The following is an 11,887-nucleotide window of genomic DNA, read 5'->3' as shown; positions in this document are numbered from 1 at the left end:
CGAGTGCCCAGTGCAGTCACCCCGCCGGTCACCGAGACCGTAAAAGCGGTCCCGGTAGCAACTCCCGTCGAACGTCTGGATACAACGCCAGCGGTGGCGAAAACGGCCATTGCAATGCCCGCTGTCCCGCCCGTCGAACACCCGGAGCGAGTGCCCAGTGCAGTCACCCCGCCGGTCACCGAGACCATAAAAGCGGTACCGGTAGCGGCTGCCGTCGAACGTCTGGATACAACGCCAGTGGTAGCGAAAACGGCCATAGCAACGCCCGCTGTCCCGCCCGTCGAGCGAGTGGATCTGGCTCCAATGGAAATTACTACGCCGGTGGCTGCTGCCGTTGAACGGTCTGATTCGGCGTTGCCGGTGGCGAAGATGCCGGCAGCGACTTTTGTTATTCCGCCCGTTGATCGGCTGAATCAGGCTCCGATGGCGGTTATTACGCCAGTGGCTGAGACGGTAAGCGGGTTAGCGACGGTAACCATGGCAATGCCGGTAGCTGATATGGCGAAAAAGGTGAGCGCTGGGCAGCAGGATCGGACACCGGTACGGTTGGATGCACCGAGCATGACATTATCGTCGGCGATATCGGCAAGTACCGCGACCGAGGTTACAGCCGTCGCTGGCGCGGAGATCGATGCTGCCCTCCAGGATAATGTTGCCCCCAAGCCGAGTGCGTCTCAAACCATGGGCGGGCGTCCATTTCAACCGCGCCTAGCCGATCCGTTCAATGTTATCGAGCCGGTAGCAACCGTCGAAACGGATTCCGCAGTGCAAGTGCTCGCGGGTGAAGCGCAGCCAGTATCTGTGCCGGTAACCACCACCGGCCCAAGCACTACCCGTTCTGATCCATCGGCAACTTCGACGATCCACAATTCGCTCTCGCTCGTGACCGCCGCCGCTCCGATTCGCCCCCAGTCGGTTCATGGAGTCGATGCTGAAAATCCGCAACTGGAAAAACTGTCTGCGGAACCGGTGGTGATTCGTGCCGCTGAACCGACGGCTCCGGCGAGTGGATCAGCGATCACTCCTCCAGCAAGTGTGGCTTCAGTGGCATCGTCTCGTCCAGAGGCGGTAACCACTCCCACTTTTACCCAGACCACTTCAGATACCTTGGATTTGCAACAAAGTAACTGGGGAAGGACGCTCGGTCACCAACTCAACTGGATGATCAATAGTCGGGTGCAGGAAGCCCAGATCCGGGTCAATCCACCGGATTTGGGACCGATTGAGGTGCGAATGTCGATGCAGCAAAATCATACAAACGTAACTTTTTTATGTCATGAGGCTGCGGTGCGGGAAGCCATCGAAAATGCCTTGCCAAGGTTGCGGGAAATGCTGAACAGTCAGGGTATTTTATTGAACCAGGCTCAGGTGTCCGATCAGTCGCTGGCGCGTCAGCAATCAGGTTTCGGAGAGCAGCCCTACAGTCGGCGCGAGAGTGGATCGGAAACGGCTACCCCAGATCGGAATCCAGCGGCGGATACGGGCGAACCGCCGCTTCGCCCTCGGCGTTCACTGGGAATGGTCGATCATTACGTCTGAAATCATCCACCCCGCTTCACCGTCAGTCCGGCATGGAAGCCGGAATCCGGTGCGGGAGTGTCAGGAGGATTGAATCGGCAGGAGTTATTCGTCGAAAGGATTCAGGGCGCTATTCTTGCCGCTGAAATCAACAACTCGCGGGGAACGCTTGGGCGGCAGATCGCCAGTAGCCAAGCTGCCGGAACTGACCTGATTGTTAGCGTGCAACATGCGGATCAATTCCGCCTCACCACGGGCCAGCCCGCAAAGATCGACGATTTCGTCCACGTTGGCGCCTTGCAGGGCGAGTTTGGTGGCGATCTTGAAGGATTTTTGGTCGGAGTCCCGGCCCAAAGACGAACCTTGCTTATCCGCACTTTCCCGCAGTTGTCCGATCTGGAGTTCCAGTTTTGTCAGGCGCTCGCTTAGCGCCGCCAGCGAGAGCGTAACCCCCTTCAACTCCTGTCGCAGGCTGGAAAATCCCTCCTGATCGGATTCTGCGTCTGCTGCGTTGAAATACAAGCGGGCCGCCATAAATCCCAGTGCGATCAACATCACGTTACCGACCACCCAGGCGGTCAATGCGATACCGTGAAACAAAACGTCATTCATGGGCCAGCCTCGATGCATTGATAAAAGAGAAAATCAAGGTTTTTTGCTGGAAGTTTTCCCGCTGGCCGGCTTGGCTTCGGCGAGAGTGGTAGTAGTGGCTAGTGGCGTAGCGTTCACTTCACGGGCATTAGCCGGATAACGGCTATCGGTATTCCCCATGATCACCAGCACCACCCGCCGGTTTTGCATTCGTCCCTGCTCAGTGCCGTTATCGGCAATCGGTTGGTACTCACCGTAGCCAATCGCTGACATCCGTTCCGGCCTCACTCCGTCACCCATCAGGATATTGACGATATTAGCCGCCCGCGCCGCCGATAACTCCCAATTCGAGGGATAAACCGGGGTTTTAATCGGGCGATTGTCGGTGAAACCCTCGACCTGAATCCGGTTGGGAATCTCACGCAAAATTTCGGCGATGGTATTCAATGGCACCAGCGCTTCCGGATTAGCCAAGGCGCTACCGCTGGCAAACAGGATGCTGTTCTTAATCTCCACTTCTACCCAGAATTCGCTGCTCCGAATATTCACCAGATCGGTGCGAATCAAATCCGCCAGCGCCGCTTGCAGCTTCGCCATCACTTTAGCTAGATTTTTGTCGGCACCCACTCCGCCTCCCATGTTGCCTTCGGTGCTGGCAGTGATGGTTGAGGTACGGGATTTATCGGTTTTCGGATTAAAATCCCGCGCCTGTGACATCATTGCCCGAGGCGAGCGCTGAATGACCGAGGCGGGCAGTGGGCGCAAATCGGGAGCTACGTTGGCCTTCATACTGGCTTGGCCTACTGCCTGCGCGGTTGGACTACCGACCATGCCACCCACCTGGATGGGTTTCACGCTCTGGGGACTGGAGGTACGGAAAGCGGTCTGCATCGAATCGGACAGTACCCGGTATTTACCCTCGTTGACCGAGGACACTGCATACATCACCACGAAAAACGCGAACAGCAGCGTGATGAAATCGGCATAGGAGACCAGCCAGCGTTCATGGTTTTCGTGGGCTTCGGCGTGTTTCTTGCGACTCATGGCAGCGCCTTTATTTTATGATGAAGCCCTGGAGGCGGGATTCGATATTGCGTGGATTTTCGCCGTGGGCGATAGCGATGACGCCCTCGATGATTAACTCGCCAAGGCGGGTCTGTTTTTTGATGACGCTTTTGATTTTGTTACCCATCGGCAAGGCAAACACGTTGGCGAGAACCAGTCCATAAATGGTGGCAACGAACGCGGCAGCGATACCGCCACCCAACTTGCTGGGGTCGGCCAGGTTGCCCATGACGTGGATCAGTCCCAACACTGCGCCGATAATGCCGATGGTGGGGGCGTAGCCGCCCAAGCCGTCGTAAAAACCCATCGCCTGCATATCGGTTTCTTCCCGGATCCCCAGATCCATCTCCAGGATATGGCGAATTTCCTCCGGTTCCTTGCCATCTACCAGTAATTGCAGGGCCTTGGAGGCAAAGGGATCCGGCTCTTGCTGGATGTGGTCCTCCAGCCGCAGCAGTCCTTCCTTGCGGGCAATATTGCTCCAGCCGACGATTTTTTCGATAGTTTCCTGCATCGGGATCTTGGGCGGCATAAAGGCCCACTTGGACCGACTCAACGCCCGCTTGAAGGCGTCCATCGGCATCTGAATCAGGACAGCGCCGATGGTGCCGCCGAACACAATGATGAACGCTGCGGTGTTCAGCAGCGACCCAATATGGCCGCCTTCTTCCAGCATGCCGCCGATGATGCCGCCAAACGCCACTACCAAGCCGACAATGGTTAAAATATCCATGCATGTCGCTCCAGAAAGGGTACTTGCTCAGGTCGCGCCGCCAACGAACCGGGCACGCAGTCGGGCCAAAGCTTGACTGTGCAATTGACTAACCCGGGATTCGCTGACGCCCAGCACCGCGCCGATTTCCTTGAGATGCAGCTCTTCATTGTAGTAAAGCGAGAGCACCAGTCGTTCCCGTTCGGGTAAGTGATCAATGGCTCCGGCCAGTTGCTTGAGCAGATATTCCCGGTTAACCAGGTCGGAGGGATCACCATCGGGGGCGGGGATCTGTTCGACTTCATGAGTTCCGTCCGGACTGGATTCGTCAAGCGATAGCAGTTTCTGGCCGCGCAGGTCGCGCAGGGTGTCGTGGTATTCGGCCAGGGTGAGGCCCAGGTGTTTGGCGACCTCGGTATCGTGCGCTTCGTGGCCGGTAGCGGTTTCAACCGCGTGGATGGCCGCGCTCACCTGCCGCGCCTTGCGATGCACCGAACGGGGTGTCCAGTCACCCTTGCGGATTTCGTCGAGCATTGCGCCGCGAATCCGGGGTTCGGCAAAGGTGGCGAACGCCGCGCCCTGAGCTGGATCGTAGCGCTGAGCGGCATCCAGCAGGCCCAACATGCCGGCCTGAATCAAGTCATCCACCTGCACGGATGCCGGCAGCCGCGCCAGCAGATGGTAGGCAATCCGCTTGACCAGCGGCGCACATTGGGTGATCTGATCCTCCGCCTTGTCGCCGCCGACGCTGGCGTACAGGGCGAGGCTTTTCATTCGGCTTTTTCCTCCGGCGAATACGCCGGATTGATTAGCCGCTCGATGAAAAATTGCAGGTAACCGCTGGCGGTGCGGGGCATCGGCCAGCGCCCAATCATCTGGGCGGCCAGTCGGTGAAACGCTTCCGCCGAACGGCTGCCCGGAAAGGCGTCCACTACGGCCCGTTGCGCCTGCACTGCCTTGCGCAGTTGCGCGTCTTCAGGAATGGTGCCAAAAAAGCTCAAGGTAACGTCCAGGAAACGGTCGGAGACCTTGACCAGCTTGGCGAACAGATCGCGGCCTTCCTGGGCAGTGGCGACCCGATTAGCCAGGATGTGAAATCGATCCACGCTGTACTCCTGGCTCATCAGTTTGATCAGGGCGTAGGCATCAGTGATGGAGGCCGGTTCGTCGCAGACCACCACGATCACATCGTGGGCAGCCCGGCTAAAGGTGACGACGCTATCGGCAATACCGGCGGCGGAGTCAATCAGCATGATATCCAGTGAATCGTTCAATTCACTGAAGGCATTGACAATACCCGCGTTTTCATCAGACGTCAGCTCGGCCATCCGCTTGATTCCAGAACTGGCCGGAATGATCCGGATACCGTTCGGGCCGGTGACGATGACTTCTTCGAGGGTGCGCTCCTGATCGATGACATGCGACAGGTTGTAAAGCGGGTGTAGTCCCAGGATGACATCCACGTTAGCCAATCCCAGATCGGCGTCCAGCACCATGACACTCTGGTTTTGTTGGCTCAGCGCTATGGCCAGGTTGACGGTGATATTGGTTTTGCCCACCCCCCCTTTACCACTGGTCACGCAGACTACGCGCACCGGGCGGCGCCGATTCAGGTGTTGCAGGCCAGCGGCCTGGTTGCGAACCGGTTCAACGGACGACATGAGCAGCCAGCCTCCCACCAAAAGTCAGTGCCAGTGCGTCGCTGGCGGCTACTTCACCGTACAGCCCGGCAAAGGATTCACCCATGCGAATCAAGGCATCAATCCGTGCTACCTGGAGATCTTCAGGCACGCGCTGGCCATTGCTGATATAGGCCAGCGGCAATTCTTTTTCATGAACTACCGACAGCACGGCTCCCAGTCGGGTGGTTTCATCCACCTTGGTGAGAATGGCACCGCTCAGGGGAACCTGGGCGAAAGCTGCGACCGTTTCGCGGAGTACCGAATGCTGGGCGTTGGCCGCCAGCACCAGGTAGCTGCGAATGCGGGGAGTATGGTTTAACAGGGCGAACTGGTGCGACAGACGCACATCGCGCTGACTCATGCCTGCGGTATCGATCAAAACCAGGGATTTTTCGGCAAAAGAGGTGATGGCGTCTTGTAGCTCCTGGGCAGTGCTGACCAGCCGTACCGGCGTATCCATAATCATGCCGAAGGTGCAGAGTTGCTCGAAAGCACCGATTCGGTAGCTGTCAGTGGTGATCAGCGCGACCCGGCCGGGTCCGTGCCGCAGATTATAGCGCGCCGCCAGCTTGGCGACGGTGGTGGTTTTGCCCACCCCGGTGGGGCCGATCAGCGCGGCAATGCCGCCCTGAGTCAGAATATCGTCCTGCGTCACCGACAGCCCGCGCCCCAGAGTTTCCAGCGCCAGGCGCCAGGCTAATTCAGCGTTCTGTTCCTTGGTGGCGGCGTCCGCCAGGCGCAGGCACAGGTCGGGACCGAAACCGAAATCCATCAGATGACGCAACAGTTCTGCCCGATAGGGTTGGCGGCGCGCCAGTTCGCCCCAAGCCAGGCCGGAGAGTTGCTGCTCCAGCAACGTGTGCATGATCCGGATCTCATGGCGCATTTCGACCAGCAACGGATCTTGCGACCAGACCACCCGCGCTTTGCCACTGCTTGCTGCTTCGGCGGTTTCTCCGACCGCTACTGCTACGGTGGATGCGGAAGTCGGTGGATCAACTTCCCGGAGGATTTCGCGGAGATCGGGCTTGTCGTCTTCTGGCAGGGCCGAGTCACGCGCCAGCGTCCGCCGCTGCGCCGCTGCTTCAGTGGCGACCGTCTGTTGCATCCCCTGGAGCAGTTTTTCATCGTAATCCACCGCCGCAACGATTTCGAAGCCGGCGCTGGTTCGTTCATTGGACAGAATCACCGCGTCGGATCCCAACTCCTCCCGTACCTTACGCATCGCGTCGCGGATATTGGCAGCACACAGTCGTTTGATCTTCATGGCTCTCGTTCCCGCTATGGTTGCGACTGCCGTATCCAGGGCATGCCGCGTCTCATTCACTTACCGGCCCACCGTGGCGATCACCTTGAGCTTCTTGTCTTCGGGGATCTCGCCGAAAGCGAGGACATGGAGGTTGGGTATCCCGTGTCGCGCAAAGCGTGCCAGCATGACACGGATCACGTCCGGAACCAGCAACACCGCCGGCTGCCCAACCAACTCCTGCTTCTGGGCGGTTTCCAGCAGCGCCTTGTGCAGACGCTCGGCGAGTCCCGGTTCCAGGGGCGCTTGTTCATCCTTGCCCATCTGCAAGGTTCTGAGCAAGATTTGTTCCAATTCAGCAGCAAGGGTAATGACCGAGAGCTCATCATCCAAGCCATTGATATTTTGAATAATCATCCGACCTAAGGCAATTCGGACCGTAGCCGTCAATCCGTCAGGGTCCTGACTCCGGGTCCCGTGATCCGCCAAAGTTTCGGCGATAGTCCGCATATCCCGGATCGGCACCTGTTCCGCCAGCAGATTTTGCAGCACCCGCGCCACCACTCGCAGCGCCAAGGTCTTGGGAACCAAATCCTGAACCAGTCGCGGCGCGATAGTCGCCAGTCGATCCAGCAGTTGCTGGGTTTCTTCATGACCCAGCAGTTCGTGGGCATGGTTAAGCAGAACCTGGTTCAGGTGAGTGGCGATGACCGTGCTGGCATCCACCACGGTATAGCCGAGGGTCTGGGCTTGCTCGCGCAGGTTGGGTTCGATCCAGATCGCGGGGAGCTTGAACGCCGGGTCTTGAGTGGTGATCCCGGGCAGATGACCGTGGACCTGACCCGGATTGATCGCCAGTTGCCGGTCGGGAAAGGCTTCGGCGGCGGCGGCGGTCACTCCCAGCAACGCGATGCGGTAGGCGGTCGGTGCCAGGTCGAGATTATCGCGGATATGGACCGGCGGGATCAGGAAGCCCAGTTCCTGCGACAGCTTCTTGCGCACCCCCTTGATTCGGGTCAGCAATTGCCCGTTCTGGTTGCGATCCACCAGCGCGATCAAGCGGTAACCGACTTCCATGCCGACCGTATCCAGCGCCGGCACATCGTCCCAGCCAACTTCCTTCGTGTCCAGAGTTTCGGCGCTGCCCGGATCGGTAGAACCGCCCTCGGCAGTGGCAGACGCGGTAGCTGGCCGGCTATGGCGGGAGCGCCAAGCCAAATAGCCGGCACCGCTCGCTAGACTGAGAAACACCAGGTTGGGCATGCCCGGAATCAGTCCCAACATGCCAATAATGGCAGCGGTGATCGCCAGCGTTTGCGAGTTTCCGAACAGTTGCCGGGTGATCTGCTGGCCGATGTCCTGAGAACCGGAGGCGCGGGTGACAATAATGGCGGCGGCGGTGGAGAGCAGCAGCGAGGGAATTTGGGCCACCAACCCATCGCCGATGGTCAGCAGGGTGTAGAACGTGGTGGCTTCGGCCAGCGGTAGCCCGTGTTGCAAGGTGCCGATGGCGATGCCACCCAGCAGGTTGATGAACAGGATCAATAGGCCGGCGATGGCATCGCCGCGCACGAACTTGCTGGCGCCGTCCATGGAACCGTAGAAATCGGCTTCCTGCACCACCTCGGCGCGACGGCGCTTGGCTTCGGCCTGATCGATAGCGCCGGCGTTGAGGTCGGCGTCAATCGCCATTTGTTTGCCGGGCATGGCGTCGAGAGTGAAGCGGGCGCTGACCTCGGATACCCGTCCGGCGCCCTTGGTCACCACCACGAAATTGATGATGGTAAGAATGGCGAAGACTACGATCCCGACCGCGTAGTTGCCGCCGACCACGAAGTGCCCAAACGCCTCGATCACCTTGCCGGCGGCGTCCGGGCCGGTATGTCCATAGATCAGCACCACTCGGGTTGAAGCCACATTAAGGGCCAGCCGCAGCAGGGTAGTGACCAGCAGCACGGTGGGAAATACGGTGAAATCCAGCGGTCGTTCGCTGTAGACCGTCGCCAGCAATACCACCAGCGACAGGGCGATGTTGAAGGTGAAGAATACATCCAGCGCGAACGGCGGCAGCGGGATGACCAGCATCGCCAGGATGATGATCAGGATCGCTGGCACCCCCAGACCGGCGCGGGCGATCCCACGGAAAGCTGCGGTGAAGTTCATGGCAGTGCTGAGTCTCTACTGGGTACGCAAATCGGGTGGGACTGGCACATCGCTCATCGCAATCGGTTTCCCATCGAGCAGATCGTCCCGGCGCAACCGATAGATGTAACTGAGGACTTGGGCAACCGCCGCATACAGGCTGGTCGGGATCGGTTTGTCAAGTGCGCAATTGTAGTAGAGCGCCCGGGCCAACAGGGGCGAGGTCACCTGGGGGATGTGGTGGGGGGCGGCCCGCTCACGGATGCGTAGCGCCATATGGTCAATGCCGAAGGCGACGACCACCGGTGCGCTCATGGTGTCCGGTTGATAGTGCAGCGCCACCGTGTAATGGGTCGGGTTGGTGATGAGGACATCGGCGGTGGGGACTTTTTCCATCATCCGGCGTTGGGCGAACTCTTGTTGCAAGCGGCGAATCCGGCCCTTGACCTCGGGTTTGCCCTCATTGTCTTTGGACTCGTCGCGCACTTCCTGTTTGGTCATCCGCAGTTGGCGCAAGTGAGTGAGGATCTGGAAGGGTACATCCACCCCGGCAATCAGGATCATTGGCAGGGTCAGGATGAGAAAAATCCAGCCCAGTGCCTGAGCAGTGTGGGCCAGTGCCGGCAGCAGCGGCTCCTTTCCCAAGTGCAGCAGTTCCGGCTCGCGCACCCAAAGCAAGCCGACCGCTACGCTGGCCACGATCATGAACTTGGCCAGAGCTTTACCCAGTTCCATCAGCGATTGCCAGGAGAACAGACGGGCTACTCCTTTGATAGGGTCCAGCCGGTCCCATTTGAATCCCAGACTGAAAGTCCAGCCGCCGAGCGCCAGCGGGCCGAGCAGGGCAATGACCAGCATCAGGCCGAGCAAGGGCGCCAGGAGCCGCAACAAGTCCACGAAGGCCTGTCCCAGCACTGCTGGAATCTGGTTGGAGTCGAGAATTTTTTTGGAGTCGAGCGCCAGGCCCAGGTGCATTTGCGCAGCCAGCCCCTCAATCAAAGCGGGTCCCAGGATCAGCAGACCGGCGGCGGCGCCCAACAACATCGCCAGCGTCGTCAGTTCACGGGAACGAACAACCTGGCCTTTTTCCGCCGCTTCCTGCGCCCGTCGGGGCGTGGCCTCTTCGGTGCGTTCTTGACCGTCTTCATTTTCGGCCATCAGCCGCGTCCTCCTATCAGATGGCCGATGCTGCGAAATGCCTCAGCAAACAGATTATCCAGTTGGGGAAGCAGGGTGGGCAGGCTGTAGAGTACGATCAGCAGTCCCAGGATCAAGCCAATCGGGAACCCCACTGTGAAAATATTGAGCTGCGGCGCGGCGCGGGTCATGACCCCGAAGGCGAGATTGACTACTAATAGCGAAGTGACGGCGGGCAGCGCGATGAGTACCGCTCCAGCGAACATCTGGCTGGCCCAAGTTACCAAGGTCCACAGCACTTCGCGGTCGACGCCGGTCGCCGCTATTGGCAGGGTGGTGAAGCTCTCTACTAAAAACCGGATCAGCAATAGATGTCCATTCAGGCTCAGGAAAATCAAGGTGCCGAGCAGCCCGTAAAACTGGCTGATCAGCGGGCTTTGGGCCCCGCTTTGCGGGTCTACCAGGCTGGCAAATCCCAAGCCCATCTGGGTCGCGATCATATGCCCCCCAAGTTCCAGCGCCCCAAACACCAGCCGCAGCAGAAACCCCATACTCAGGCCGATCAAAACCTGCTGGGCTATGACCAGCAGGCCGGTCGGACTGAGCGGCTCAATCACCGGCACCGGCGGCACCAACGGCAAAATCGTCCAGGTGAGCGCCAGCGTCATCATCAGCCGAATTCGACGAGGCAGCGTTCGTGATCCGAACACTGGCGCCACACTGAGCAGGGCAGCCACCCGGGTGAGCGGCCAAAGAAAGCCTCCGACCCAGGCGGCGATTTCGGCACTGCTGAAGGGCATGGTCAATCAACCGATCATATTGGGGATTTCTTTGAACAGGTTACGGGTAAAATCAACCAGCAACTCCAGCATCCACGGCCCGGCCAGGAGCAGAATCAGTACCACCACCAGCAGTTTGGGAACAAAGCTCAACGTCATTTCATTGATCTGGGTGGCGGCTTGAAACAGGCTGATTAGCACCCCGACCACCAGGGATGCCAGCAACACCGGCGCCGATAGCAGGGTCGCCAGTTCCAGGGCACGCTGGCCGAGGGTAATAACCGTTTCCGGGGTCATGATCGCGGTCTCCAGGCATCAGGGAAGATAGAAGCTGGAGGCCAGCGTACTCATTATCAGGCTCCAGCCATCCACCAGCACAAACAGCATCAATTTGAACGGAAAGGAAATCATCATCGGCGATAGCATCATCATGCCCATCGCCATCAGGATACTGGCGACCACCAGATCAATGATCAGGAACGGAATGAACAGCATGAAACCAATCTGGAAAGCGGTCTTGAGTTCGCTGGTGATATACGCCGGCACCAGCAGCGTGAACGGCACCTGATCCGCCGATTCCAGCGATTCCCGCCCGGAAAGTTGGGTGAACAGCGCCAGATCGCTTTCCCGGGTTTGAGCGAGCATAAAGGTTTGCAGCGGTTGCTGACCTTCCCGCAGCGCCTGCTCAAAAGTGAGAGTGTCGTTCAGATACGGGGTGAGCGCCCGTTCGTTAATGCGCTCGAACACCGGGGCCATGATAAAAAAGGTCAGAAACAGCGCCAACCCGATCAGAATCTGGTTGGACGGAGTTTGCATGGTGCCCAGCGCCTGGCGCAGAAACGCCAGCACGATGATAATGCGGGTGAAAGCGGTCATCATCAGTAGCGCCGCCGGCAACAGCGAGAGCGCGGTCATCAGCGCGAGGATTTGCAGGCTCAGCGACCAGGTTTCGCCGCCGCCAGCGCACAACAGACGCTATGTTGCCAAAAGGCGTCCATATCAATGATCGCGCTGG

12 protein-coding genes are annotated in these 11,887 nt (G+C 59.1%); 1 reads left to right on the top strand and 11 read right to left on the bottom strand.

Features of this window, described 5'->3' with window-relative positions:
- On the top strand, positions 1-1,539 hold a 1,539-nt coding region (locus BN874_RS06895; RefSeq protein WP_154724789.1), incomplete at its 5' end, for a flagellar hook-length control protein FliK.
- A gap of 84 nt (positions 1,540-1,623) precedes the next feature.
- On the opposite strand, the gene BN874_RS22305 is transcribed toward BN874_RS06895, so the two are convergent.
- The 11 genes from BN874_RS22305 to fliP are packed head-to-tail and all read right to left on the bottom strand — an operon-like array spanning position 1,624 to position 11,787.
- Entirely contained in the window at positions 1,624-2,130 is a 507-nt protein-coding gene (locus tag BN874_RS22305; RefSeq protein WP_051497529.1) for a DUF2802 domain-containing protein, read from the bottom strand.
- Positions 2,131-2,163: 33 nt separating this feature from the next.
- Positions 2,164-3,153: a flagellar motor protein MotD gene (gene motD / locus BN874_RS06885; RefSeq protein ID WP_034431706.1), complete on the bottom strand. Its 990-nt coding sequence runs from the start codon at positions 3,151-3,153 to the stop codon at positions 2,164-2,166.
- Positions 3,154-3,163: 10 nt separating this feature from the next.
- Positions 3,164-3,907 carry a flagellar motor protein gene (locus BN874_RS06880; protein WP_034431705.1) on the bottom strand — a complete coding sequence of 248 codons (744 nt, stop codon included), beginning with the start codon at positions 3,905-3,907 and terminating at the stop codon, positions 3,164-3,166.
- A 27-nt stretch (positions 3,908-3,934) separates the two neighbouring features.
- Complete coding sequence (locus BN874_RS06875; RefSeq protein WP_051497528.1) at positions 3,935-4,660, bottom strand: RNA polymerase sigma factor FliA; 726 nt, start codon at positions 4,658-4,660, stop codon at positions 3,935-3,937.
- A complete protein-coding gene (locus tag BN874_RS06870; protein ID WP_051497527.1) occupies positions 4,657-5,547 on the bottom strand; it encodes a MinD/ParA family protein in 891 nt (296 codons plus the stop codon). Before BN874_RS06870 ends, BN874_RS06875 begins: the two co-directional genes overlap by 4 nt.
- Positions 5,534-6,835, bottom strand: coding sequence for a flagellar biosynthesis GTPase FlhF (gene flhF / locus BN874_RS06865; protein WP_034431704.1), 1,302 nt, complete (start codon positions 6,833-6,835; stop codon positions 5,534-5,536). Before flhF ends, BN874_RS06870 begins: the two co-directional genes overlap by 14 nt.
- A gap of 60 nt (positions 6,836-6,895) precedes the next feature.
- On the bottom strand, positions 6,896-8,977 hold the full coding sequence (flhA, locus tag BN874_RS06860; RefSeq protein ID WP_034431703.1) for a flagellar biosynthesis protein FlhA: 2,082 nt from the start codon (positions 8,975-8,977) through the stop codon (positions 6,896-6,898).
- Positions 8,978-8,992: 15 nt separating this feature from the next.
- Positions 8,993-10,114 carry a flagellar biosynthesis protein FlhB gene (flhB, locus tag BN874_RS06855; protein ID WP_034431702.1) on the bottom strand — a complete coding sequence of 374 codons (1,122 nt, stop codon included), beginning with the start codon at positions 10,112-10,114 and terminating at the stop codon, positions 8,993-8,995.
- Positions 10,114-10,893: a flagellar biosynthetic protein FliR gene (fliR, locus tag BN874_RS06850; protein WP_034431700.1), complete on the bottom strand. Its 780-nt coding sequence runs from the start codon at positions 10,891-10,893 to the stop codon at positions 10,114-10,116. The genes flhB and fliR overlap by 1 nt, the downstream gene beginning before the upstream one ends.
- 6 nt (positions 10,894-10,899) lie before the next feature.
- Positions 10,900-11,169, bottom strand: a complete 270-nt coding sequence (fliQ, locus tag BN874_RS06845; protein WP_034431698.1) for a flagellar biosynthesis protein FliQ — start codon at positions 11,167-11,169, stop codon at positions 10,900-10,902.
- Between the two features lie 18 nt (positions 11,170-11,187).
- A complete protein-coding gene (fliP, locus tag BN874_RS06840; RefSeq protein ID WP_081756206.1) occupies positions 11,188-11,787 on the bottom strand; it encodes a flagellar type III secretion system pore protein FliP in 600 nt (199 codons plus the stop codon).
- Positions 11,788-11,887: the final 100 nt, after the last annotated feature.

It is taken from the genome of Candidatus Contendobacter odensis Run_B_J11 (assembly GCF_000531125.1).
Lineage (GTDB): Bacteria > Pseudomonadota > Gammaproteobacteria > Competibacterales > Competibacteraceae > Contendibacter > Contendibacter odensensis.
Note: the sequence above shows the minus strand (reverse complement) of the source record. Positions and strands in the feature narration are given on the sequence as shown.

Bases quoted from the DNA above. Each gene is read 5' to 3' on its own strand.
- flhB (WP_034431702.1), bottom strand. From the start codon at position 10,114: ATGGCCGAAAATGAAGACGGTCAAGAACGCACCGAAGAGGCCACGCCC.
- BN874_RS22305 (WP_051497529.1), bottom strand. From the start codon at position 2,130: ATGAATGACGTTTTGTTTCACGGTATCGCATTGACCGCCTGGGTGGTC.
- fliP (WP_081756206.1), bottom strand. From the start codon at position 11,787: ATGACCGCGCTCTCGCTGTTGCCGGCGGCGCTACTGATGATGACCGCT.
- fliR (WP_034431700.1), bottom strand. From the start codon at position 10,893: ATGCCCTTCAGCAGTGCCGAAATCGCCGCCTGGGTCGGAGGCTTTCTT.
- flhA (WP_034431703.1), bottom strand. From the start codon at position 8,977: ATGAACTTCACCGCAGCTTTCCGTGGGATCGCCCGCGCCGGTCTGGGG.
- BN874_RS06880 (WP_034431705.1), bottom strand. From the start codon at position 3,907: ATGGATATTTTAACCATTGTCGGCTTGGTAGTGGCGTTTGGCGGCATC.
- motD (WP_034431706.1), bottom strand. From the start codon at position 3,153: ATGAGTCGCAAGAAACACGCCGAAGCCCACGAAAACCATGAACGCTGG.
- BN874_RS06870 (WP_051497527.1), bottom strand. From the start codon at position 5,547: ATGTCGTCCGTTGAACCGGTTCGCAACCAGGCCGCTGGCCTGCAACAC.
- BN874_RS06875 (WP_051497528.1), bottom strand. From the start codon at position 4,660: ATGAAAAGCCTCGCCCTGTACGCCAGCGTCGGCGGCGACAAGGCGGAG.
- fliQ (WP_034431698.1), bottom strand. From the start codon at position 11,169: ATGACCCCGGAAACGGTTATTACCCTCGGCCAGCGTGCCCTGGAACTG.
- flhF (WP_034431704.1), bottom strand. From the start codon at position 6,835: ATGAAGATCAAACGACTGTGTGCTGCCAATATCCGCGACGCGATGCGT.